We start from the raw sequence: 23,023 nt of genomic DNA, 5'->3' as shown, positions 1-23,023 counted from the left end.
TTTCCTTGGGTTTATTCCAGATTCTGTGCAATGAGTTCAGCGCGGGTCGGAAGGCCTTCCATGTCGCCGACCACCTGCAGCGCGCGCGAGGCAATCCAGTTGGCACGGCGCAATGCCTGTGGCCAGCCCAGGCCTTCGAGCTGGGCGCTGATGATGCCCACGGCAAAGGCGTCGCCAGCACCCACGGTGTCGACCACCACGGGCACGGGTACGCCGGGTACCTGGCCTTGCTCGCCGGCGGCGGTGCGGAAGTAGGCGCCTTCAGCGCCTTGCTTGATGACCACGGCCTTGACGCCCCGGTCCAGGTACCAGGCGGCGATGTCGGCCGGGGTGGTTTGGCCGGTCAGCAGCCGGCCTTCGTCAATACCCGGCAACACCCAGTCCGCGTGGCGGGCCAGATCGTTGAGGGTGTTGCGCATGGTGGCCACATCGAGCCACAAGCTCGGGCGCAGGTTGGGGTCGAACGACACGCTTCGGCCAGCGGCACGCAAGGTCTGCATGGCGTGGGCTACCAGCTCGCGGGCGGCTGGTGAGAGCGCGGGTGTGATGCCGGTGGTGTGCACATGCCGTGCGCGCAGCGCGTAGTCCGTTTTCAGGTGTGCCACGCTGAGTTGGCTGGCGGCCGAACCGCGGCGGTAGTACTCGATGGCGGGGTCGCTGCCGTCCACACTGCGTGACTTGAGCATGAAGCCGGTGGAGCGCTGTGGGTCGGTCTCGACCTGCGAGGTGTCTACACCCTCAGCCTCTATTGTTTTGCGCACATAGCTGCCAAACGAATCGGCTCCCAGGCGGCTTACCCAGCCGACTTTGAAGCCCAAGCGGGCCAAGCCGATTGCCACGTTGGTGTCGGCCCCGGCAATCCGTTTGCTGAAACTCTGCACTGCGGCTAACGGGCCAGGCTCTTGTGCCACCAGCAGCGCCATGGTTTCGCCCATGGACAGAACATCCAGTGTTTTGGGCATGGTGCTCACGCTGCCAGCTCCCCAAGGTTGACTGCTTCCAGCGTGGCCGCAACCCCGTGTGTTTGGAGCGATTGGAGCAATGGCAGCAGTGCGGCGGTGAGCGCAGCGTTCCCTGCCAAGTCACCAAACACCGAGGCATAGCCCAGCATGGCCTGCACGGTTTGCGTAGTCACCCCCTGCGCCAGCGATTGTTGGTGCAGCGCTGTGAGCGCTGCCGCGTGCGGGTCATCAATGCGGTAACTCTGGCCCAACTCGTCCACGCCGCGCAGGTAGTGCATCCACGCGGCCAGGCCCAGGGCCATGCGTGTGATAGGTAGTCCACGTGCCAAGCGGTCGCGCAGTGTCCCCAGCAGGCGCTGGGGCAGTTTTTGTGATCCATCCATCGCAATCTGATGCGTGCGGTGGGCGAGCGCCGGGTTGGCGTAGCGGGCCAGCAGGTTGTGGCGGTAGGCCGCTACGTCCAGGCCGGGCAAGTCGGGCAAGGTGGGTTCAATCTCGTCACGCATCAGCGCTTCAATGTGGGTGCGCAGTGCGGGCTGTCCAATGGCCTTGTCCACGGTTTGCCAACCGGCCATGGCGCCCAGGTAGGCGAGGCTGGAGTGGGTGCCGTTCACCATGCGCAGCTTGAGTTTTTCAAAAGGCTCGGCGTCCGGCACAAAGCGTGCTCCGCCCAGTGTCCAGTCCGGACGGTCAGCGGCAAACTCGTCTTCAATCGCCCAGTCAAAAAACGGCTCGCCCAGCACGGGCCAGGCATCCGCGCAGCACAGCGCGGCGCTCACCGCGGCACGATCGGCATCGGTGGTTTTGGGCACGATGCGGTCCACCATGGAGCATGGAAAACAGCACTGGCCCTCTATCCACGTGCGCAGCGTGCTATCAATTTCTTCAGCAAAGCGCAGCACCGCCGCACGCAGGACACGCCCATTGGCTGGCAGGTTGTCCAGCGACAACAGCGTCAACGGACCGTGGTCGCGCGCGTGGCGCAGCTGCAAACCATAGACCAGCATGCCGATGGCGGAGCGGGGGGCGTGCGGGTGGGCCAGGTCATGCACGATGTCCGGGTGGTCCAGCCGCAGCGCACCGGTGGCCGGGTCGTGGCAGTAGCCTTTTTCGGTCACGGTCAGGCTCACGATACGGGTGTCGGCAGCGGCGATGGCCTCCAACACCGCGTGCGGGTTTTCAGGGGCAACCAGCAGGCGCTGTACCGCGCCAATCACCTGCAGCTGTTGACGCGGCTGGCCGTGGGCGTCCGCATCACGGATCGCCAGGGTGTAGAGGCCGTCTTGCGGTGCCAAAGCATCGCGCGTATCGGCCTGGCGCAGCGACACGCCGGTGATACCCCAGCGCAAGTCGCCGGCAGCAATGGCGGCTTCCGTGGCAGCCGCCATGTGGGCGCGCATGAAAGCACCTATGCCCAGATGCACGATGCCGGTTTTCAGCGCTTCGCGGTCGTAGGCCGGGCGGGCCACGGCGGCGGGCAGGGCGCCTACCGTGCTGTCGTTTAAACGTTGCATATCCACCATCACCAGTTGGTCAGCGTGCCGTCGTGTTGCAGGCGGTTGACCGGCAGGTAGGCGCGTTTGTAGGGGTATTTGGCGGCCAGCTCTTCGTCAATGGTCACGCCATGGCCGGGTGCCTCGCCGGGGTGCATAAAGCCGTCTTTGAAGCTGTAGGCGTGGGGGAACACGGCGTCTGTCTCATCGGTGTGGCGCATGTACTCCTGAATGCCGAAGTTGGGTACCCACAGGTCGAAGTTGAGCGCAGCACCCATGCACACAGGTGACAAATCGGTGGCGCCGTGTGAGCCGGTGCGCACTTGGTAGAGCGCGGCCAAGTCCGCAATGCGGCGCAGGTGGGTGATGCCGCCGGCATGGACCACGGTGGTGCGGATGTAGTCGATCAGCTGGTTCTCGATCAGGTCCTTGCAGTCCCAGATAGTGTTGAAAATCTCGCCCACGGCCAGTGGCGTGGTGGTGTGCTGGCGTATCAGGCGGAAGGCTTCCTGGTTCTCGGCCGGGGTGGCGTCTTCTATCCAGAATAGGCGGTAGGGTTCCAGGTCTTTGCCCAGGCGGCCGGCCTCGATGGGGGTGAGCCGGTGGTGCACATCGTGCAGCAGGTGAATGTCCGGGCCCACGGCAGCGCGCACCTTGTCGAACAACTCGGGTGTGTGGCGCAGGTACTTCTCGGTGGACCAGTCGTGTTCGCTGGGCAGGTCGGCATCGGCAGGTTCGTAAAACATGGTGCCTTTGCCCACGCCGTACACCTTCTCCAGGCCGGGCACGCCGCTTTGCGCGCGGATGGCCTTGTAGCCCATCTCCTTGTAGCGCAGCACTTCTTCCACCGTCTGGGTGATGTCTTTGCCATTGGCATGGCCGTAGACCATCACGCCGGTGCGGCTCTTGCCCCCCAGCAGTTGGTACAGCGGCATGTTGGCGGCTTTGGCCTTGATGTCCCACAGGGCCGTGTCCACCCCTGCAATCGCGCTCATGGTGACCGGGCCCCGGCGCCAGTAGGCACCCTTGTAGAGGTACTGCCAGATGTCTTCGATCTGCTGCGGGTCGCGGCCGATCAGGCAGGGAATGACGTGCTCAGTCAGGTAGCTGGCTACAGCCAGTTCGCGTCCGTTGAGTGTGGCATCGCCGATGCCGGTCAGGCCCTCGTCGGTTTCAATTTTCAGGGTGACAAAGTTGCGGCTGGGCGCACAGATGATGACTTTGGCGGAGGTGATTTTCATGGTGGTAGGTCAATAGGGTTACATCACGGCGCCAAGCGCCCAAGGTACAAATTCGTTTTGGCCGTAGCCATGCAGCTCGCTCTTGGTCTTGCGGCCGGAGGCGGCGGCCAGCATCTCGTGGAAGATGCGCTCGCCCAACTGCTCCACGCTCTCGCTGCCGTCGATAACGGTGCCGCAGTTGATGTCCATGTCTTCTTCCTGCTTGGTCCACAGCGCGTTGTTGGTGGCGAGCTTGAGCGACGGCGAGGGCGCGCAGCCATAGGCCGAGCCCCGGCCGGTGGTAAAGCAAATCAGGTTCGCACCACCCGCTACCTGGCCGGTGGCCGACACCGGGTCGTAGCCCGGCGTGTCCATGTAGACAAAGCCTTTGGCGGTGATGGGCTGCGCATATTCGTACACGTCCACCATGGGCGTGGTGCCACCTTTGGCAATGGCGCCCAGTGATTTCTCCAGGATGGTGGTCAGCCCCCCGGCCTTGTTGCCGGCCGAGGGGTTGTTGTCCATCTCGGCATGGTGGCGGGCGCAGTAGTCGGTCCACCATTGCAGGCGGGCTTCGAGCTTGTCGGCCACGGCTTGCGACACGGCGCGTTGCAGCAGCAAATGCTCGCCGCCATAAATCTCGGGCGTCTCCGACAGCACGGCCGTGCCGCCGTGGCGCACCACCAGGTCCACCGCCGCACCCAGCGCGGGGTTGGCGCTGATGCCGGAGTAGCCGTCTGAGCCACCGCACTGCAGGCCCACGATCAGGTGGCTCGCAGGCACCGGCTCGCGTTGGACGGCGTTGGCCTCGGGTAGCAGGCCTTTGACGACCTCAATGCCGCGTGCCACGCTTTTGGCGGTGCCACCTGTGTCCTGGATGCTGAAGGTCACCAGCTTGGCGCCTTCACGCAAGCCTTCTTGTGCCAGCAGGCCTTGAATCTGGTTGGTCTCGCAGCCCAGGCCCACCACGATCACCGCAGCAAAGTTGGCGTGGCGTGCATAGCCGGCCAACGTGCGACGCAGCACCTGCAGGCCTTCGCCCTCGCTATCGGTAGCGCAGCCGGCGCCGTGGGTCAGCGCCACGATGCCGTCCACTTGGGGGAAGTCCGCCAGGGCTTCGGGGTGGATGTCGCGGCGGAAGTGGTCGGCAATGGCGCGCGCCACGGTGGCCGAGCAGTTCACGCTGGTCAGCACGCCGATGTAGTTGCGCGTTGCCACACGACCGTCCGGCCGCTTGATGCCGTCGAAGGTGGCCGGCGTGTCCGCATAGGCCACAGGTCGTACATCGCCTCCCACGGTGTGGCCACGGTCAAAGCGGCTGAAGGCCAGGTTGTGGGTGTGCACATGTTGGCCCGGTGCGATGGCCTGCGTGGCCGTGCCAATGATCTGGTTGTAGCGCCGCACCGGCTCGCCGGCGGCGATGGCGCGCACCGCCACCTTGTGGCCCGGCGGAATCAGGCCCGACACGGTGATGCCTTCCGAGTCGAGGCGGGTGCCGCCCAGCAACTGCTGCCGGGCGATGACCACATCGTCTGCGGGATGGATGCGGATGACCGGGTTCACTTGAGCAGGCCCATCTGGTGCGGCAGCCACAGGGTGAGCGCCGGGATGTAGGTGATGGCAATGAGCGCCAGCATCAGCGGTACCAACCAGGGCAGGATGGCCATGGTGGTGCGTTCGACCGACAACTTGGCAATGCGCGCCAGCACAAACAACACCATCCCCAGCGGCGGATGCAGCAGACCGATCATCAGGTTCAGCGTCATGATCAGGCCGAACTGGATGGGGTCAATACCCAGCTTGAGCACGATGGGCAGCAGAATGGGCACCAGGATGGTGATGGCGGCAATCGTGTCGATGAAGCAACCCACAAACAGAATCAGCAGGTTGGCCAGCAGCAGGAATACCCACTTGTTGCTGGTGATGGACAGAATCCAGTCCGCCAAAGCCTGCGCGGCCTGCGTGGTGGTGAGCAGCCACGCGAAGATGGACGCGGCGGTGACGATGAACAGCACCGAGGCCGTGGTTTCAATCGTCTCAAACGTTGCCTGGGCCAGCGTGCGGATGGTCATGGAGCGGTAACGCACCAGGCCCAGAAACAGCGCCCAGATCACGGCGGCCACGGCCGCTTCGGTGGGGGTGAACCAACCCATGGTCATGCCACCGATCAAGATGACGGGCGCCATGAGCGCCAGCACGGCCGAGAAGTTGAAGCGCCAGTCCAGCACCAGCAGCGCTACAAACGCAGCGCCTGCCGCCAGGTTGACCGAGGCACCGGCCTTGACAGCCAGCCACACCGCCATGGGGAAGGCCAACACCACCAGAATCTCCAACGTGGCGCCGCCCAGACGGCCCCAGTGGAAGGCCACATCGCCGCCCCAACCATTGCGGTGCGCAAAGTAGGCGACGGTGGCCATCATCAGCCCGGTCATGAACAGGCCGGGCAGGATGCCCGCCACAAACAGTGCGCCGATGGACACGTTGGCCATCATGCCGTAGATCACAAAAGGCAAGGAGGGCGGGATGATGGGGCCCAGCGTGGCCGACGCCGCAGTGACGCCCACAGCAAATTCGGTGCTGTAGCCATGCTCTTTCATGGCCTTGATCTCAATCGCGCCCAGGCCGGCAGCATCTGCAATCGCAGTGCCCGACATGCCCGAGAAAATGACCGAACCGATGATGTTCACCTGGCCCAGACCGCCTTTCATCCAGCCCACCAGGGCCACGGCAAAGTCGTAGATGCGGCTGGTGATGCCTGCAATATTCATCAGGTTGCCGGCCAGAATGAAGAAAGGCACGGCCAGCAAGGGGAAGGACTCGATGCCCGCAATCATGCGCTGCGCCAGCACGATGTCGGGCACCGTGCCGGAGGCCAGGATATAGATCAGCGAGCCGCCGGCCATGGCCACAGCCACCGGCAGGCCGCAGACCATCAGCCCCAGAAAAGAAACAATCAATATCAACATGGTGGGGGTTCCGTTCAGTCGGCCGAGCCGTCAAAGAAGCCAGGGTTTTGCAGAGCCGAGAAGCCGCGCCGCCAGTTTTCCACGGCGACTTGCAGGGCACGCACCGCCATCAGGGCAAAGCCGGCAAAGGCGAGCCAGTACACATGGCTTTTGTTCCAGTTGATGGTGGTCATGGGCTCGTTGTCCACGGCCAGCGCATAGCGCGCCACCAGCCAGGCACCGTAGCTGTAGAACACCAGGGCGGCCACATCCACGGCAGTGGAGAGTGCGCGGCCCGCCGGTTCCGGCAGGTAGCGGTAGACCAGGTTGACCTGGATGTGCCGCACGCGGCGCACACACATGGAGGCGCCGATGAACACCACCGGCATCAGGCAGTACACCGCCAACTCTTCGGTCCAGGCGAAGGAGTCGTTCAGCACATAGCGGCTGAAAAACTGCAAGAACACCAGACCGGCCATATTCCAGAAGAAGCCGAGGCAAATCCAGTCTTCTACGCCGTAGACGGAGAGGTCGACCGTGTGCTGGTCGGCCTCTGCGAAGCTGGCGACCAGCGCTTCCGCGCTGGTTTCAACCGGATGCGACTCAGGCGCGCCGCCCGACACGGGCAGGGTGCTGTGAAGCGTCATGGTGGGCTGCCTTACTTGATAGCCTGGATGCGTTCCCAGTCCGCCTTCTGGTAGCCGAACTGCTCAAACGGCACGTTTTTCAGCACGGTGTCGCGGAACTCGCCGGTGTTCACCTCGGTCACGCTGATGCCTTTGCCACGGAACACCGCGGTCAGCTCGCCTTCGCGTGCAGCCACTTCCTTGGAGGCCTTGGCAGCGGCTTCGAGTGCCACATCGGTGAAGATTTTTTTGTCAGCCTCCGAGAGTTTTTTCCACAAACCGCCAGCGACCACGGTGTTCAGGTGGTCCACGATGTGGCCGGTCAGCACGATGTGCTTTTGCACTTCATAGAACTTCTTGGCCTCAATCGTGGGCAGCGGGTTCTCTTGCGCTTCCACGGTGCCGTTTTGCAAGGCAAGGTAAACCTCGGCAAACGCAATCGGCGAGGTGTTGGCACCACAGGCACGCGGCATGGCCAGGTAGGCAGGCACGTCAGGCACGCGCATCTTCAGGCCCTTCATGTCGGCGCACTTGGCAATCGGCTTGTTGCTGGTGGTGTGGCGGGTGCCGTAGTAAGTGGTGGCAATGATTTCGTTGCCGCTCTTTTGCTCGTAGCCGGCGGTCAGCTCTTTGTAGATGTCGCTGCGGGTGTAGGCCAGCAGGTGGTCCACATTGCGGAAGGTGTAGGGGTAGTAGGTCACACCAATGCGGGGGAAGGCCTTGGCCGCAAAGCTGGAGCCCGAAATGATGATATCTACCGTGCCCAGGCTCAGGCCCTGGTTGATGTCGTTTTCCTTGCCGAGCTGGGAGGCGGGGTACACATCAATCTGGTAGCGGCCATTGGTGCGCTTCTGGATTTCCTGCGCAGCCCAGACGGACGCGGTGTGGAAGGGCTCGTTGGTCTCGTAGACGTGGGCCCACTTGAGTTTGGTCTGGGCGAATGCCGGGGCGGCAACCACCAAGCCTGCTGCCAGGGCGAGGGAAATGCGTTTGAATGTCATGCTTTTTGTCTCCTGTTGTTGTGAAGTTGGTGTTGGCTGGCGGGGCCGGGCGTTAACCCGGAACCAGCTGCACCTTGGTACTGCGGCCTCTGTCCAATGCCAGATCGAAGGCCGCTTTCGATTGGCTGATCGGTAACTGGGCGCTGATGAGCGGGCGCACATCGGCCCGCCGGCTGCGAATGGCCTGCACGGCCCAGTCGAATTCGATGTCGGCGCGGAAAGCGCCCACGTAGTCCAGCTCGCGCGACATGATGTCGTTGGCCGGAAAAGGAATCTCTGCGGGTAGCGTGCCCACCTGCACCACGCGCCCGCCACGGCGTACCGCGGCCAGGCAACCTGCCAGCGCGGCGGGGTGGCCGGCGGCTTCCAGCGCCACATCTACGCGGCCTTTCCAGGCCGTGGCATCGGGCAGGGCTTCGTCAGCACCGACCGTCAGCGCCATTTCGCGGGCCCGCTCGCTGGGGTCGCAGGCAATCACGCGGCCGGCACCGGCCAGGCGCGCAGCAATCACCGACATGCAGCCGATGGTGCCGGCGCCGGTGACCAGCACGGTGGCGCCCAGCACCTCACCCGCGCGGCGCACCGCATGCAGGCCCACCGACAGGGGCTCGGCACAGGCGATCTCGCCCAGGCTCACATCTTCATCAATCGCGGTGAGCTGGGTCTCGTTCATCACAAAGTGCTCGCGGAAGAAGCCGGGGATGTGCGGGAAGATGGCCGCACTGCCCAGAAACACCATCTTCTCGCACAGGTTGCTGCGCCCGGCACGGCAGGCGGGGCACAGGCCGCAAGGGTGGGCGGGGTTGACCGCCACTTTCTGGCCAAGTTTCACTTTCGTCACGCCTTCGCCTACCGCATCCACTACCCCCGAGGCCTCGTGCCCCGGCACAAACGGTGCGCGGATGGCGAAGATGCCGGCACGGCCGTGCTGGTAGTAGTGCAGGTCGGAGCCGCAAATGCCACCGGCACCCAGGCGCAGGCGCACTTGGCCGGGGCCGGGCTCCTGGGGGCTGAGTTGCTCGATGCTGAGGTTCAGCGGGCCGTTCAGGGTGCAGGCAAGGCTCATGGGGGTGTCCTGTGAATGCGAGCGCGGATCAGGCTTCGCTGGGGGTTGTCAGGCTGGCGGAGAAGCGACCGTGCGAGCGGTCCAGGTGGCCGCTCATGGCGGCGCGAGCCATGTCGGGGTCGTGGGCGGCAATGGCATCCACCACAGCGCGGTGTTCGTCTACCGCCTGTTGCCAGGTGGCTTCGCGCTCAAAGTGGCCGCCCAGGGCTTGGAACATCGGGCCGTTGCGCTCGTCAAACAGCTGGGTCACCACGGCTTGCAGCGCACTGTTGTCGCTGGCTTGCGCAATGCGGATATGAAAGGCGCGGTCCCCGCGGATGGGCAGGGTGCGGGCGGCAATGTCGGCCTCCATGTCGCGCAGGGTTTCCAGCAGATCGGGCACCAGGGTGGGGTCGGTGCTTTGCGCGGCCAAAGCGGCGAGCTCGCACTCAATGAGTTGGCGGGCGCGGATGATTTCCAGCGGGCCGGGTGTGTTGTCCAGCATGCGCACGCTCTCGCGGCCCACCACCACGATGCCCGAGCCCATGCGGACTTCGATCAGGCCTTCCACTTCCAGCGCGATCAGCGCTTCGCGCACCGACGGGCGGGACACGCCCATCTTGGTGGCCAGATCGCGCTCGGCAGGCAGTTTGCTGCCCACGGCAAATTCACCGCTCTGGATCAGTTGGCGCAGCTGGTCCGCAATCTGGCGGTACAGCCGGCGGGGCTCTATGGGTTGGAACGGCATACGTCGATTGGCTAAAAGGTAAATTGGTCTGACCAGTTGGCCGAATTGTGGGGTGAATCCCGTCAAAGGCGTTCTAGGGTTTTCCCGACAGCGCGCGTGGCGGGCGTAAAAAAACCGCCTCGGGGGCGGTTTTTGCTATGAATTCAGGAGCTGCTCGCGCTTATTGCACGAGCGCTAGAGGCAGATTTGACTACAAATCAAGCACCAAACGCGCGCTCTTCGACCTAGAGCAGCAGGGCAGAAACTGGTCGTTCGCAGCCTGTTCTTCGGGCAGGAGGTACTGGTCGCGGTGGTCAGGCATGCCGGCTTTGACGCGGGTGAGGCAGGTGCCGCACACGCCTTGCTCGCACGACATGGGGATATCGATACCGCCTGCGTGCAGCGCTTCCAGCGCTGTCTGGTCGGGCAGCACCTTGATGACCTTGCCGGTGCTCGCAATCTCCAGCTCAAAGCTGCCGTCGTCGGCTTTGGCGGTAGGCGCGGCACCAAAGTACTCACGGTGCAAGCGGTCTTCCGGCCAGCCGGCGGCGCGGCCTGCGCTGAGCACGGCGTCCATAAAGCCTTGCGGGCCGCACACATACAAGTGGGTGCCTGCGGGGGCGCTTTGCAGGGTGGCGGCAATGTCCAGTTTCTGTGCCGCATCGCCATCGTCAAAGTGGTGGTGGGCGTGTGCTGCAAACGGCGCTGCAGCCAGCCGCTCCACAAACGCAGTGCGCGCTTGGCTGCGGCTGCAGTGGTGCAGGGTGAAAGCGCCGCCGGTCGCCGCCAGCTGTTCTGCCATCGCCAGCATGGGCGTGATGCCGATGCCACCGGCCAGCAGCAGGTGGTGGGGTGCCGTGCTCTCCAGGGGGAACAGGTTGCGCGGGGTGCTGATGGTGAGCGTGCTGCCCTCGGCCACCAGGTCGTGCACGGCGGTAGAGCCACCGCGTGACGCGGCATCGCGCAGCACGCCAATCACATAGCGCTTTGTTTCGGTGGGCGCGTTGCTCAGCGAATACTGGCGCACCAGCCCATTGGGCAGGTGCACATCAATGTGCGCGCCGGCGGTAAAGGCGGGTAGGGCGCCACCGTCTGCGGCCACCAGCTCCAGGCTGCAGATGTCCTGCGCCTCGGTGCGCTTGGCCGCTACGCGGACTTGCAAAGTCGCAGGAGTGTTGGTGGGCCCGCTCATGCAGCCGCCTCGGCAGCTGCCGGGTTGCGCTCCGCGGCCATCACGCGGTCAATCACCTTGCGGGACTGCACGCCGCCGGTGTCGATGTTCAGCATCAACAGCTTGCGCTCGGGGTAGGCCAGCAGGTTTTGTTGCTGGCGCTCCAGCATCTCTTGGTCTTCCGCAAAGATCTTGCCTTGGCCTTCGCGGATCTGGGCGGTCAGCGCCGTGTCTTGCGGCTTGAACTTGCGCGCCATGCCCCAGAAGTAGTGGATGGACGTGTCTGTTTCGGGGGTGATGAAGTCCACCACCCAGCTGGCGGCCTTGAACTCGTCCGGCGCCTTGTAGCCGCCGTGGCCCTGCAGCGCCACACCCACCTCGATCATGATGTGGCTGGGGGGCGTGAAGTGGCAGATCTGCCAGCGGTCCACCAACTGGTCGTCAGGCAGGCCGTTCATGCGCAGGGCCATTTTCCAGAAGGGCGGTGCCTCAATGCCTTTCATGTAGCGCTCGGTGATCACATGGTCGCCGTCCACGCGGGTCTGGCAGGGCACTTCGTCAATTTCCTTTTGGCCGATGCTGGTGCTGTGCACATAGGTTTCGTGCGTCAGGTCCATCAGGTTGTCGATCATCAGGCGGTAGTCACAGGTAATCTCGTACAAGCCGCCGCCGTAGCCGAACTGCGGGTTGCCCAGCCATTCAAACTTCGGAATGCTGGCCACGTCTGCCTTGGCTGCGTCGCCGGGCCAGACCCACACAAAGCCATGTTCCTCATGCAGCGGGAAGCTGCGGTTGGCCGGAAAGCCGCGCACGCGCTGGCAGGGCATGGACACGGTCTTGCCGTCGCATCCCATGGCCAGGCCGTGGTAGCCGCAGACCAGCGTGTCGCCCTCTACCTTGCCCAGCGAGAGTGGGGCGCCCCGGTGCGGGCAGAAGTCTTCCACCGCGGCGGGCACGCCCGCGCTGTTGCGGAACAGCGCCATGGGAATGTTGCAAATGCGGCGGCCCAAGGGGCGGTCGGAAGGGATCTCTTCGCTGCGGGCAGCAACGTACCAGGTGTTGAGAGGAAACATGGCTTGGCTCCTTGGATGGAAAGGGCAACGATCTTAGTCATTCAGTATGCTGAATGAAGCAAATCATAGACCGAAGTCAATTCCATGGCTAGGGGCTGTAGATGAGGGTTTTCCCTCAAAAAGGGATGAATCCGATGGCTGGTCGGGGTTGGGGTCGGAGGCCTTGGCTATGCGCGGTCGGAGGGCTGGTCCGGCGTATCGGCCTGCTCTTCAGGCGTCGATGTATTGAGGTGCACAAACTTGCGCAGCAGGCGCAAGAACTCCTCGCGCTCGGTGGGCTCCAGCGCGTCCAGCAACTGCCCGTACATGGGCGCCACGCGCGGCAGCATCTCGGCCAGCACCGCCTCCCCCTCGGGGGTCAGGCGCAGGGCGCGCTGGCGGCGGGGCAGCAGCTCCCGCACGATCCAGCCCTTGGCATCCAGCCGCGCAGCAATGTCGGCGGTGGTCGATGTGTCCAGTGCCACCCGGTCGGCCAGCGTCACCTGGTCCATGCCCGGCGCGTCTTGCAGCGCGCGCAACACCGCGTATTGCACCGGCGTGATCTGCTTGCCATGCGTCTTGGCAAACGTGCCCACCGCCAACTGGTGCGCCCGCCGTATCAGGTGGCCGGGTTCGGCTTGCAGGGGGATGGATGGGTTAGGTGTGGTGGGAGTGGTCATGGCAGTTTCCAAGCTTCAGTACACAGCGTCGTGGTCACCCACGTTCACCGGAATGATCTGACCATCTTGGATCAAAAGTTCCAGCGTGATTCGGTACGACAGGTTGATGGACACGGAGTGCAGCCCTTCGAGCTTGCCGCGCAGGGCGTGCAAGCGCAGGGAGGGGTGGGCCGGGTTCAGCTCCAGCACTTGCAGCGTTTTCAGGTACTGCTGGCGCAGCTCGGGGTGGCGTTTCAGAAAGCGGGCGGCTTTGCGGTTGTATTGCTCGGTGAATACCAGCGCGAAAGGCGGTGAAAAAGGTGCGCCCTTGGGTGGCGTGTCGCCGGCCATTACATTGCGTCCAGCCGTGCCAGGTGGGCCTCGGGCGACTCTTGCACTGCGCGGCCTGCTGCCAAGTCGGCGCGGGTTTGAGCAAGCGCCGCGTCCAGCTCGCATTCGCGCAGGTAGTGGTAGTGCGCCATGTCCATCACCACAAACTTGTCTTTGCCACGCACTTGCACCACCGCCTCGGTGGACGTGCTGAGGGCGAACTCAATCGCAGAAATGCCCTTGGTTTTGAGGTCGTTGGCGCTGATATGGGACATGGCGTGCTCCAGAAAAGGTGCTTTTAAGTGCGTTGAATAGTACGGTGAATCGTGCTTTTTTGGAAGTGGTAGTGTTTGCGAGCAGGTTTTGCGACGGAAAAATGCCCGTTCAATCCGCAATTCCGGCGCACCACACACACCATTTGCTATCGTTTCAGTAGCTGCTCGCGCTTATTCCATGAGCGCTAGGTGCCGAATGGATGCCTAAACGCCTTCCACCCGGCTCCCCGTCCGCCCCCAGCGCCGCACTGCTTCCTCTGGCGTTTGGCCTTGCTGCATGAGCGCGCCCAGTGGCGCCAGCAGCGCTTGCAAGTCTGCTTCGTCAAACTTGGCCGCACCCTCGGCATCGTGGCCGAGCACGCTGTCGGACAGGGCAAGTTTGCGGGCTTGCAGCTCCAGCATGCGTTCTTCGATGCTGCCTTCCACCACCAGCTTGTAGACGAACACCGGCTGGTCCTGGCCGATACGGTGGGCGCGGGCGGTGGCTTGTTCTTCCACCGCCGGGTTCCACCACGGGTCCATGTGGATGATGGTGTCGGCGGCGGTGAGGTTGAGCCCGACGCCACCGGCTTTCAGGCTGACCAGCAGCACCGGCACTTCCTGGTCTTGAAAGCGCTGCACGACTTGGCCACGTTGGGCGGGGCGGGTGTTGCCGGTCAGGCTCAGGAAGGGCAGGCGCAGTGCCGAGAGTGCATCGGCAATTAACTCCAGCAGCTCGGTGAACTGGGAGAACACCAACACGCGACGGCCTTCATCGACCAGTGGAACCAAAAGGTCTGTGAGCGCATGCAGTTTGGCGCGCTCCATGTCGGGCGCAATGTCGCTGGTTTCAGCGCCGGGCCGCCCCAAGCTGCGGACTTGGGGTTTTGCCAAACGCTCCCCCTTGGGGGGCAGCGACCCGCGCAGCGGCGGAGCGTGGGGGCCATGTTTCACCAGATGGGGGTCGCAACACACCTGCCGCAGCTTGAGCAGCGCATCGAGGATGCTGATCTGCGCGCCCGCAAAGTTCTGCCGTTGCAGCACGCGGCGTACCTGTTTGTCGGCGGCCACGCGCACGCTTTCGTACAGCTCGCGCTGGCGCCCTTGCAGTTGCACGCGCTGGATGACTTCGGTGCGCGGCGGCAGCTCGGTGGCCACGTCTTGCTTGCGGCGGCGCAGGATGAAGGGGCGCACGCGCTGGGCGAGCAGGGCGGCGCGCACCGTTTCGCCGTTCTCTTCAATTGGTTTGCGCCAGCGGGCGGCAAAGCTGCGTTGGTCGCCCAGAAAGCCGGGCATCAGCCAGTCGAACTGCGCCCAGAGTTCGCCCAGGTGGTTTTCCAGTGGTGTGCCGGTCAGGCACAGGCGGTGGCGGCTTTGCAGCTGGCGCAGGGCGCGGGCGCTGCGGCTGGCGGCGTTTTTGACCATTTGCGCCTCGTCCAGAATGACCAGATGAAAAGGTTGCGCAGCCAGCACGTCGATGTCGCGCCACAGCAGCGGGTAGGTGGTGAGCACCAGGTCATGCGCGGGCAAATCCGCAAACAACGCGGCGCGCTCCGGGCCGTGCAGGTTCAGCACCCGCAAATCCGGCGCCATGCGGCGGGCTTCGGCCTGCCAGTTGAACAGTAGCGAGGTCGGCAGCACCACCAGCACCGGGCGGTCCAGCCGGCCGGCTTGTTTCTCCAGTAGCACATGGGCCAGCGCCTGCGCGGTTTTGCCCAAGCCCATGTCGTCGGCCAAGATGCCGCCTAAGTGTTGGGCCCGCAGGTATTGCAGCCAAGCGAGGCCTTCGAGTTGGTAGGGGCGCAGTTGTACCTGCAAACCGGCGGGCGCCGCCACCGGCTGGGGCTGGCCTATGGTGTGCAGGCGTTGGGCCAGCGCGGCCAAGCCTACATCGCCTTCCAGCTGCCAGCTTTGGTGGGCACCCACGCGCGAGGCGTCCAGCAAGCTGGCGCGCAGGGTGTTGATGCGTTGGGCCTCCCACGCGCCCAGTTGGATGGGGCCCTTGGGCGCCATGCGTTGCGGGTCGGTCAGCAAATCCACCATGGCGCCCACGATGGCTTTGAGCGGGCCGGCTTCGGCGTCAATGCGCTTGCCGCCCGGCGCCCGCAGCGATACGGTGGCCAGGTCGTCCAGCGTGTCGAGGTAGTTGCGGATCAGCCAGCGCGGGTCGCGCTTGATGAGGTTGGCCAGCATGGGGGCGAGGTCCAGCGTCTCGCCATCAATCTCAATGCCCAGGCTCAGCAGCCATTCGCCTTCGCGCCCTGGCAGGGCCAGCTTTTCCACGCCGCGTGCGGGTTTGACCAAGGGGCTGTCCAGCTCCTTGCCCAGCACCTCGCCGGTGTCGGGGCTGAGGATGAGCTTCCAGCGCTCCACGGGCACGCTTTCGTGCGCAAAGCCGGGTTGCACCACCACCGTCCAGCCCTGCGCTTGGAGTTGGGGCACCTGGTCGGCCCAGAAATCGCCAAAGTGGTCTTCTTGCGGCAGCGTCCACACGCTGCCCAGATGCGGGCGCTGCTTCTGGCTGCGCCACTGGAAGGTGCTATCCACCAGCGGCACAAAGCCCATGTCCCACACCGCGTCCATGGCGTCAGCCTCGGCCACTAGGTTGCGCTGCAGGCGCACCACTGGGCCGCCGGTGTCGAACAGGTCTTCAAACTCCGCCGGGCGACTGTTGAGGATGGAGCTGGGGGCGGGCGTCTCCCAGCGGTCGCCGGCCGGGGTGCGGTAGGTCCAGTCGAACTGGGCCAGCGTTACGCTGTCGCCGCGTGGGCCCAGTTTGCCCTGGGGCTTGAGGCCCAGCAGGCCCTCGCCCCGGCCCAGCGTCATCAGCGTGATGCGGGGGCGGAACTGGCCGATAACGGTGCCATCAGCGTCTGGCTCAGCGTCGCTTGGGGCGGCAGGCAGAGGCGGTGTGCGCTTGCGGTTCATGATCAAAAAGGCTGCTAGCGCCCGTGGAATGTGCGCGAGCAGCTATCAAAAGAAGAGCAAATCTTCGTCAGCAACTGCAGGCTAAATACCCATGCTCTGCAGCGTGACCAGGCCCTTGGGCGTCTTGAGGGTGGCGCTCAGGTTGGCCGGGCCTTCCTGGATAGCCACGCCTTCCAGACCGATGGCCGTATAAGCGGCTTGCAGTTTGGCCGCACTCGGGTGGCTCACCGCGATGCTGTCCAGGCTCACCTTGCTGCGCGGCAGGCTGTTGCGCGGGTGCAGGCGCAGGGGCTCGGCGTCGTCCGGTTTGCCCCATTGGATGAGCGTGGGCAAGCAGCCTTCAAACAGGCGATAGCCGTCTTCACGCACGGTGATTTGCCAGTGCAGCACGCCTTTGCGCGAATGGCGGCTGGCGGGCATGGCCGGGCCGCGGTCGATGCCGATATTTTTGAGGGCAATGCGGGCGGCTTGCAGTTCATCGGTGCCGGCCACGAAGTGCACCAAGCGCGGCTCTTGGGCCACTGCGGCACGCAGCTCGGGGTTGTCCAGGTCAAACCAGCGTTTGGCGTGGGGGTTGGCCGGGCCTTTGGCGCCAGGGTTGATGGCGATGATCTCGAAATACGCCAGCGGGTGAGCCGGCGTGGCGATCTTGAAGAGTTTGTTGTGGGTGCCGAACTGGCTGTGTTCGCCGCCGGCTTCCGGGGTGATGCCGAGCGTGGCTTCGCACCACTGCACACCCTGCTCCAGGGTGTGGGCTGCAACGACGAGGTGGTCTATCTGTGTTTTCATCGCCGCACGATACCACCCCGGCGCCGTCTCAAACGTCTAGCGGCTGACCCAGTTCACCAGGAAGTTCAGCAGCTTGGTGCGGCCGGCCGTGTAGGGCGGGAAGAACATGCGGATGCTGGGCAGCCAGCCGCCCTTGAGCACCGCACGCTCGTGCGAGAAGGCCTTGAAGCCGTAAATGCCATGCGAGCTGCCGATGCCGGAGTTGTTGACCCCGCCGAAGGGCAGGTTGCCGTGGGCCACATGCAGCACGCAGTGGTTTACGCAGGCGCCGCCGGAGCTGGTGTTGGTGAGCACGGCGTCGATGTTGCTCTGGTTGCTGCTCCAGATATACAGGGCCAGCGGCTTCTGGTCGGCGTTGATGGAGGTGATGACCTGCTGCAGGTCGGTGTAGGGAATGATGGGCAGCACCGGGCCGAAGATTTCTTCCTGCATCAGGGTGGAGTCCATGGGCACGTTGTCCACCAACGTAGGGGCAATGTAGTTGCCGGCGGTGTCCACCTCGCCGCCACTCAGCACCCGTGCGCCGCGCGAAGTGGCGTCTTTGAGCAGGCCTTCGATGCGTTGGGTGTGGCGCTGGTTGATGATGTGGGTGAAGTCCGCGTTGCTGCGCTGGCTCTGGGCGCTGTCGCCATAACGTGCCTTGATGACGGCCTGGCAAGCGGCCACAAACGCATCGCGCACCGAGGCGTGCACATACAGGTAGTCAGGCGCCACACAGGTCTGGCCGGCGTTGACAAACTTGCCCCACATGAGGGTTGCAGCCGCCTTTTGCAGGTCGGCGGTCTCGTCGACGATGGTGGGTGACTTGCCGCCCAGCTCCAGGGTCACGCTGGTGAGGTTCTTGGCCGCCGCCGCCATGACCACCTTGCCCACGGCGGGTGAGCCGGTAAAGAAGATGTGGTCAAACGGCATGGCCAGCAGGGCTTGCGAGGTGGCCAGTGCCCCTTCAAACAAGGCCACTTCATGCGCCGGAAAGGCCTTGGCCACGATGCTGGCCAGCACCTGGGCCACCCGCGGCGCCATCTCCGAGGGTTTGAGGATGGCGGTGTTGCCAGCTGCCAAGGCGGAGACCAGGGGGCTGAGCATCAGGTAAAGCGGGTAGTTCCAGGGCGCGATGATCAGGCAGCGGCCGCGGGGCTGGTACTGCACATGGGCGCTGTTGCCCATGGTGAGTTCGGTGGCGCGGATGCGGGTAGGGCGCATCCAGCCCTTGAGGCATTTGATGTTGTGGCGGATTTCGTCCAGGCTGGGCACGATTTCGGTGCCGTCTACTTCAAAGCGGGGTTTGTGGAAGTCGGCGGCAAAGGCTTCGTACAGGGCTTCTTTGTGCGCCAGCAGGCTGGTGCGCAGCCGTTCCAAGCGTTCAATGCGCTGTGCCGCGGTGGATTGCCGCCATGCCAGCGCAGTGGCCCGCTGAGCCTCGAAGGTGGTTTGCATCAGTTGCGGGTCGGCATCTTGAAACGGTTGGCTCATGCGAGGGCTCCAAAGGGTGGGCGTGGCGAAACAACCGGCATTGTGGGGGCGAAGGTGGCGCCCGTCTGTCACTTGCGCTGCGTTTTGAGCGCTGGCTCCAAACGGGCTGCGGGTTGACCCTTAGCCCGCCTGCCGTAAGGTGAGGTTGAAGCGGTAAGGGCCAGTGAGCGGGTGCTGGCCGGCTTCCACCGGCTGCACGCCATGAAAGCGCAAGCGCGCCGGCCCACCCCAGACCAGCACATCGCCGTGGTGCAAGGTCAGGCGCTGCACTTTGTCACCACGCTCCAAACCACCCAACTCAAACACGGCCGGCAGGCCCAGTGACACCGAGACGATGGGGGCTGCGTAGTCGCGTTCGTTTTTGTCTTGGTGCAAAGTCATGCGCGCGCCTGGGGCGTAGCGGTTGATGAGGCAGGCGTCGGGTACAAAGCCGGTGTATCCCGCCTGCTTGGCGGCAGCGTGTGCCAGCGCCAGGAATGCATCGGGCATAGGTGGCCACGCAGAATGTGTGAGAGGGTCTGTGGCTTGGTAGCGGTAGCCGCTTGCATCACTGACCCAGCCCAAGGTGCCGCAGTTGCTCATGGCGACCGACATGCGCAAGCCACTAGGGGTGTGCAGGTGTCGCAGAGGGCTGGCGAGAAGGGTGCTGCTGATGCCTGCCCACAGCGTGGGAGCGGCAGAGAGTGCAAAACCCGGCAGCGCAAACGCACCGGGCGCGATCTCAGAAGGGGCTTGCGGCGAGGGTGGTGCCTCGCCAAAAAGGTCCAGATTCATGGGGAACCCGGCGCCGCGTGTGCGGCGGGTTTAGCGGGCAGGCGTTTGTTGCGCGTCTTCGGCGCTCACGCGGCGGGCGCCGTCGAAGCGCTTGGCCCAGTAGCTGATGCCCATGTCTTCTACCCGCACTTCGGCGCCGGGCTTGGGCGAGTGAATGAACTTGCCATTGCCCACGTAGATACCGACGTGGCTGAATGCGCGGCGCATGGTGTTGAAGAACACCAAGTCGCCGGGTTGCAGGTCGTGCTTGTCAATTTTTTGGGTGGCAGCAGCTTGCTCGGAGGCTTGGCGGGGCAGCAGCAGGCCGGCCGTTTGCTCGTAAATCGCGCGCACAAAACCACTGCAGTCAAAGCCGGTGTCTGCCTGGGTGCCGCCGCGTTTGTAGGGCACACCCAAAAAAGCCATGGAGTTCATCACCAGCTCGGAAGCGCGGCTTCCTACCTTGTTACCCACATCGCCGATGCGCGCCAGAAAGCCGCGGTCGTTGATCAACCGGGTGATTTCGTCATTGCCAGCAGTGGGGGCGGTAGTGGGTTCGGCGCGGACCAGACCGAAGGAGAGCAAGAGAGTAAGCAGCAGGAAAAAACGCATCCGCGCACTCTAGTGGGCCTGTGCCAGTGTGTCAAGTAATGTGACACCTTCCTTTCATTCGCTAACTATCTGATTTTCTTGAAGAATTTTGCAACTATCAGTAAAACGGAGCCGTTTGGCGGACGAACCGTGAAGCACTGCACAGCGATTTGCTGCAACGCACACCGGGCTTTGCAACCACGGCTCCGGAACTTTGAGCCCCTGCGCGCGCAGGGGCGGTTATGCTCGCCCCAGTTTTTTGAGAAGGATTTCCCCATGTTGATCGATGTGGACATGAGCCAGCTGGTGCTGGTGGATTACCAGACCCGTTTGATGCCCGCCATGTTCGAGTCTGAACTGGTCGTGGCCAACGCGGTGCGTCTGGCCAAATTGGCCGCTTTGTTGGAAGTGCCTACTTTCTATACAGAGCAATACCCTTCTGGGCTAGGTAATACCGTCCCGGATCTAAAGGCAGCGTTGGACGAGGCTCGCGCGAAGGTTCTGAACAAAATGCAGTTCAGCGCGATTGAAGAGGGCTTGGGCGAGTGGTTGCGTCCACCGGCCAAGCCGGTGCAGGGCAATGCCCGCAGCTTGCCCAAGCATTTGCAGAAGCCTGCGGCGTCTGAGCGCAGCGCGATCGTGATTGCCGGTTGTGAGGCCCATGTCTGCCTGCTGCAAACCGCGCTGGATTTGTTGGAAGACGAATTTGAAGTGTGGGTCGTCACCGATGCTTGCAGCTCGCGCACCGAGCGCAACCGAGACGCCGCATTTGACCGGCTGGCAGGCGCCGGTGCCGAGCTGGTGACCACGGAAATGGTGGCTTTCGAGTGGATTCGCACGGCGGAGCACCCGGTCTTCAAAGAGGCTCAAGCCTTGATCAAATAAATCTGCTGCGCCAGCAACTGGCGCGCAGAGCGCAAAAAGCGGCGGCCTGAAAGGGAGGCCGCTTTTTTTATGGCACCAAGGTGCCGGTCCGGTAGGGCTGGGGTGTAAGTCAGCTTGCAGCAAGTTGCTTACCCATAATTATGAATTCAGTTTTATAGGCCCGACCGGAGACAAACAATGACAGGCTACGCTGATTTCTACCGCCGTTCCATCGACGACCGCGATGGCTTTTGGACCGAGCAGGCCGGGCTGATTGACTGGAACACGGCGCCCACCCAGGTGTGCGACTACAACAACCCGCCTTTTGCCAAGTGGTTTGTGGGCGGCACGACCAACCTGTGTCACAACGCGGTGGATCGCCACGTGGCGACCCGGCCGGATCAGGCCGCCTTGATTGCGGTGTCCACCGAAACGAATTCTGAGGTCGTGTATTCCTTTGCCCAGCTGCATGCAGAGGTGCAGCGCATGGCAGCCGTGCTGCTGTCCTTGGGGGTCAAGAAGGGCGAGCGGGTGTTGATTTACATGCCCATGATTGCCGAGGCTGCTTTTGCCATGCTGGCCTGCGCGCGCATCGGTGCCATTCACACTGTGGTGTTTGGCGGGTTTGCTGCAGGCTCGCTGGCCTCCCGTATTGAAGACGCATCGCCCGTGGTGATTGTGAGTGCCGATGCCGGCTCACGCGGTGGTAAGGTGGTGGAATACAAGCCCCTGCTGGACGAGGCCATTGCCACCTCAAGCCACAAGCCGGCTGCCGTGCTGCTGGTGGACCGCAAACTGGCTGCTATGAATTTAGTAGCTGGTCGCGACCGTCTATGGGGCGCTGAGCGCCAAAATCACTTGGATGCGGTGGTGCCTTGCGAGTGGGTGGAGTCCACGCACCCCAGCTACACGCTGTACACCAGCGGCACCACCGGCAAGCCCAAAGGCGTGCAGCGCGACACGGGTGGCTATGCGGTGGCGTTGGCTGCCAGCATGAAACACATCTTCTGCGGCAACGCCGGCGAGACCTATTTCAGCACCAGCGACATTGGCTGGGTCGTGGGGCACAGCTACATCATCTATGGCCCGCTGATTGCCGGCATGGCCACCATCATGTACGAGGGCCTGCCGACCCGCCCGGATGCAGGCATCTGGTGGAGTCTGGTGGAGAAGTACAAGGTGACGGTGATGTTCAGTGCGCCGACGGCCGTGCGCGTCCTCAAGAAGCAGGACCCCACCATGCTGACCAAATACGACCTGTCCAGCCTGCGGGCGCTTTTCCTGGCGGGCGAGCCGCTGGACGAGCCCACGGCGCAATGGATCAGCGAGAGTTTGGGCAAACCCATCATCGACAACTATTGGCAGACCGAAACCGGCTGGCCCATTTTGACCATTGCCAACGGCGTGGAAAAAGCCCCCAGCAAGTTCGGCAGCCCGGGCGTGGCCATGTACGGCTACAACATCAAGCTGATCGACGAGAACACCTCAGAGGAGCTGACGGGCCCTGACCAGAAAGGCGTGGTTGCCATTGAAGGGCCCTTGCCCCCCGGCTGCATGCAAACGGTGTGGCGGGACGATGCACGCTTTGTCAACACCTACTGGAGCAGCATTCCCGGCAAGCAGCTGTACAGCACCTTTGACTGGGCGGTGCGCGACAAAGACGGCTACTTCTTTATCCTGGGTCGCACGGATGATGTGATCAACGTCGCCGGCCACCGCTTGGGTACCCGTGAAATCGAAGAGAGCATCTCCAGCCACTCCAATGTGTCCGAGGTGGCGGTGGTGGGCGTGGCAGACCAGCTCAAAGGGCAGGTGGCGGTGGCCTTTGTTGTGGTCAAAGACGCCAGCGGGCTGACGGACGAGGCCGCCAAGCTCAAGTTGGAAGGGGACATCATGAAAGTGGTGGACCAGACCATCGGCGCTGTGGGTCGTCCGGCCCGGGTGCGCTTTGTTTCTGTGTTGCCCAAAACCCGCAGCGGCAAACTGCTGCGCCGCGCGATCCAGGCGGTGTGCGAGGGGCGTGACCCCGGCGATTTGACCACCATGGAAGACCCGGGCGCGCTGCAGCAGATTCGTGAGCTACTGGCATAAATAGGCATCAGGGTATGCACGAAGTGCATACCCTGGGCAAGTCTTTACT

At 63.7% G+C, this 23,023-nt stretch carries 21 protein-coding genes; 2 read left to right on the top strand and 19 right to left on the bottom strand.

Going from position 1 to position 23,023, the window contains the following annotated elements:
• Nucleotides 1-11 precede the first annotated feature (11 nt).
• From FDM28_RS13020 to FDM28_RS12930, 19 genes are all read right to left on the bottom strand, one after another.
• Entirely contained in the window at nucleotides 12-962 is a 951-nt protein-coding gene (locus FDM28_RS13020) for a sugar kinase (RefSeq protein ID WP_138516304.1), read from the bottom strand.
• Nucleotides 963-967: 5 nt separating this feature from the next.
• On the bottom strand, nucleotides 968-2,476 hold the full coding sequence (locus FDM28_RS13015; protein ID WP_240792003.1) for a mannitol dehydrogenase family protein: 1,509 nt from the start codon (nucleotides 2,474-2,476) through the stop codon (nucleotides 968-970).
• Nucleotides 2,477-2,484: 8 nt separating this feature from the next.
• Nucleotides 2,485-3,696 carry a D-mannonate dehydratase ManD gene (manD, locus tag FDM28_RS13010; protein ID WP_138515742.1) on the bottom strand — a complete coding sequence of 404 codons (1,212 nt, stop codon included), beginning with the start codon at nucleotides 3,694-3,696 and terminating at the stop codon, nucleotides 2,485-2,487.
• 18 nt (nucleotides 3,697-3,714) lie between these two features.
• Nucleotides 3,715-5,268 carry a UxaA family hydrolase gene (locus tag FDM28_RS13005; protein WP_240792002.1) on the bottom strand — a complete coding sequence of 518 codons (1,554 nt, stop codon included), beginning with the start codon at nucleotides 5,266-5,268 and terminating at the stop codon, nucleotides 3,715-3,717.
• Nucleotides 5,235-6,641, bottom strand: a complete 1,407-nt coding sequence (locus tag FDM28_RS13000; protein ID WP_138515740.1) for a TRAP transporter large permease — start codon at nucleotides 6,639-6,641, stop codon at nucleotides 5,235-5,237. The genes FDM28_RS13005 and FDM28_RS13000 overlap by 34 nt, the downstream gene beginning before the upstream one ends.
• A gap of 14 nt (nucleotides 6,642-6,655) precedes the next feature.
• On the bottom strand, nucleotides 6,656-7,267 hold the full coding sequence (locus FDM28_RS12995; RefSeq protein WP_138515738.1) for a TRAP transporter small permease: 612 nt from the start codon (nucleotides 7,265-7,267) through the stop codon (nucleotides 6,656-6,658).
• 11 nt (nucleotides 7,268-7,278) lie between these two features.
• Complete coding sequence (locus FDM28_RS12990; RefSeq protein WP_206021970.1) at nucleotides 7,279-8,247, bottom strand: sialic acid TRAP transporter substrate-binding protein SiaP; 969 nt, start codon at nucleotides 8,245-8,247, stop codon at nucleotides 7,279-7,281.
• A gap of 52 nt (nucleotides 8,248-8,299) precedes the next feature.
• Nucleotides 8,300-9,313: an L-idonate 5-dehydrogenase gene (locus tag FDM28_RS12985; RefSeq protein ID WP_138515736.1), complete on the bottom strand. Its 1,014-nt coding sequence runs from the start codon at nucleotides 9,311-9,313 to the stop codon at nucleotides 8,300-8,302.
• Between the two features lie 28 nt (nucleotides 9,314-9,341).
• On the bottom strand, nucleotides 9,342-10,040 hold the full coding sequence (locus FDM28_RS12980) for a FadR/GntR family transcriptional regulator (protein ID WP_170211751.1): 699 nt from the start codon (nucleotides 10,038-10,040) through the stop codon (nucleotides 9,342-9,344).
• A 190-nt stretch (nucleotides 10,041-10,230) separates the two neighbouring features.
• Entirely contained in the window at nucleotides 10,231-11,211 is a 981-nt protein-coding gene (locus FDM28_RS12975; RefSeq protein WP_138515733.1) for a PDR/VanB family oxidoreductase, read from the bottom strand.
• On the bottom strand, nucleotides 11,208-12,263 hold the full coding sequence (locus FDM28_RS12970) for an aromatic ring-hydroxylating dioxygenase subunit alpha (RefSeq protein ID WP_138515732.1): 1,056 nt from the start codon (nucleotides 12,261-12,263) through the stop codon (nucleotides 11,208-11,210). The genes FDM28_RS12975 and FDM28_RS12970 overlap by 4 nt, the downstream gene beginning before the upstream one ends.
• Before the next feature lie 167 nt (nucleotides 12,264-12,430).
• A complete protein-coding gene (locus FDM28_RS12965; RefSeq protein ID WP_138515730.1) occupies nucleotides 12,431-12,922 on the bottom strand; it encodes a MarR family winged helix-turn-helix transcriptional regulator in 492 nt (163 codons plus the stop codon).
• 15 nt (nucleotides 12,923-12,937) lie between these two features.
• A complete protein-coding gene (locus FDM28_RS12960) occupies nucleotides 12,938-13,252 on the bottom strand; it encodes a type II toxin-antitoxin system RelE/ParE family toxin (RefSeq protein ID WP_138515728.1) in 315 nt (104 codons plus the stop codon).
• Nucleotides 13,252-13,506, bottom strand: coding sequence for a type II toxin-antitoxin system Phd/YefM family antitoxin (locus FDM28_RS12955; protein WP_138515726.1), 255 nt, complete (start codon nucleotides 13,504-13,506; stop codon nucleotides 13,252-13,254). The genes FDM28_RS12960 and FDM28_RS12955 overlap by 1 nt, the downstream gene beginning before the upstream one ends.
• Nucleotides 13,507-13,710: 204 nt before the next feature.
• Entirely contained in the window at nucleotides 13,711-16,413 is a 2,703-nt protein-coding gene (locus FDM28_RS12950) for a DEAD/DEAH box helicase (RefSeq protein WP_138515724.1), read from the bottom strand.
• 81 nt (nucleotides 16,414-16,494) lie between these two features.
• On the bottom strand, nucleotides 16,495-17,202 hold the full coding sequence (locus FDM28_RS12945) for a VOC family protein (protein ID WP_138515722.1): 708 nt from the start codon (nucleotides 17,200-17,202) through the stop codon (nucleotides 16,495-16,497).
• A gap of 36 nt (nucleotides 17,203-17,238) precedes the next feature.
• On the bottom strand, nucleotides 17,239-18,675 hold the full coding sequence (locus FDM28_RS12940; protein WP_138515720.1) for an aldehyde dehydrogenase family protein: 1,437 nt from the start codon (nucleotides 18,673-18,675) through the stop codon (nucleotides 17,239-17,241).
• A gap of 120 nt (nucleotides 18,676-18,795) precedes the next feature.
• On the bottom strand, nucleotides 18,796-19,449 hold the full coding sequence (gene alkB, locus FDM28_RS12935) for a DNA oxidative demethylase AlkB (protein WP_138515718.1): 654 nt from the start codon (nucleotides 19,447-19,449) through the stop codon (nucleotides 18,796-18,798).
• A gap of 30 nt (nucleotides 19,450-19,479) precedes the next feature.
• Nucleotides 19,480-20,040: a C40 family peptidase gene (locus tag FDM28_RS12930; protein ID WP_138515716.1), complete on the bottom strand. Its 561-nt coding sequence runs from the start codon at nucleotides 20,038-20,040 to the stop codon at nucleotides 19,480-19,482.
• A gap of 255 nt (nucleotides 20,041-20,295) precedes the next feature.
• Between FDM28_RS12930 and FDM28_RS12925 the strand changes: the two genes are divergently transcribed.
• Nucleotides 20,296-20,904: an isochorismatase family protein gene (locus FDM28_RS12925; RefSeq protein WP_138515714.1), complete on the top strand. Its 609-nt coding sequence runs from the start codon at nucleotides 20,296-20,298 to the stop codon at nucleotides 20,902-20,904.
• 177 nt (nucleotides 20,905-21,081) lie between these two features.
• Complete coding sequence (locus FDM28_RS12920) at nucleotides 21,082-22,974, top strand: propionate--CoA ligase (RefSeq protein ID WP_138515712.1); 1,893 nt, start codon at nucleotides 21,082-21,084, stop codon at nucleotides 22,972-22,974.
• Nucleotides 22,975-23,023: the final 49 nt, after the last annotated feature.

It is taken from the genome of Rhodoferax bucti (assembly GCF_005876985.1).
GTDB lineage: Bacteria > Pseudomonadota > Gammaproteobacteria > Burkholderiales > Burkholderiaceae_C > Allorhodoferax > Allorhodoferax bucti.
This window is presented reverse-complemented; position numbering and strand designations above follow the sequence as displayed.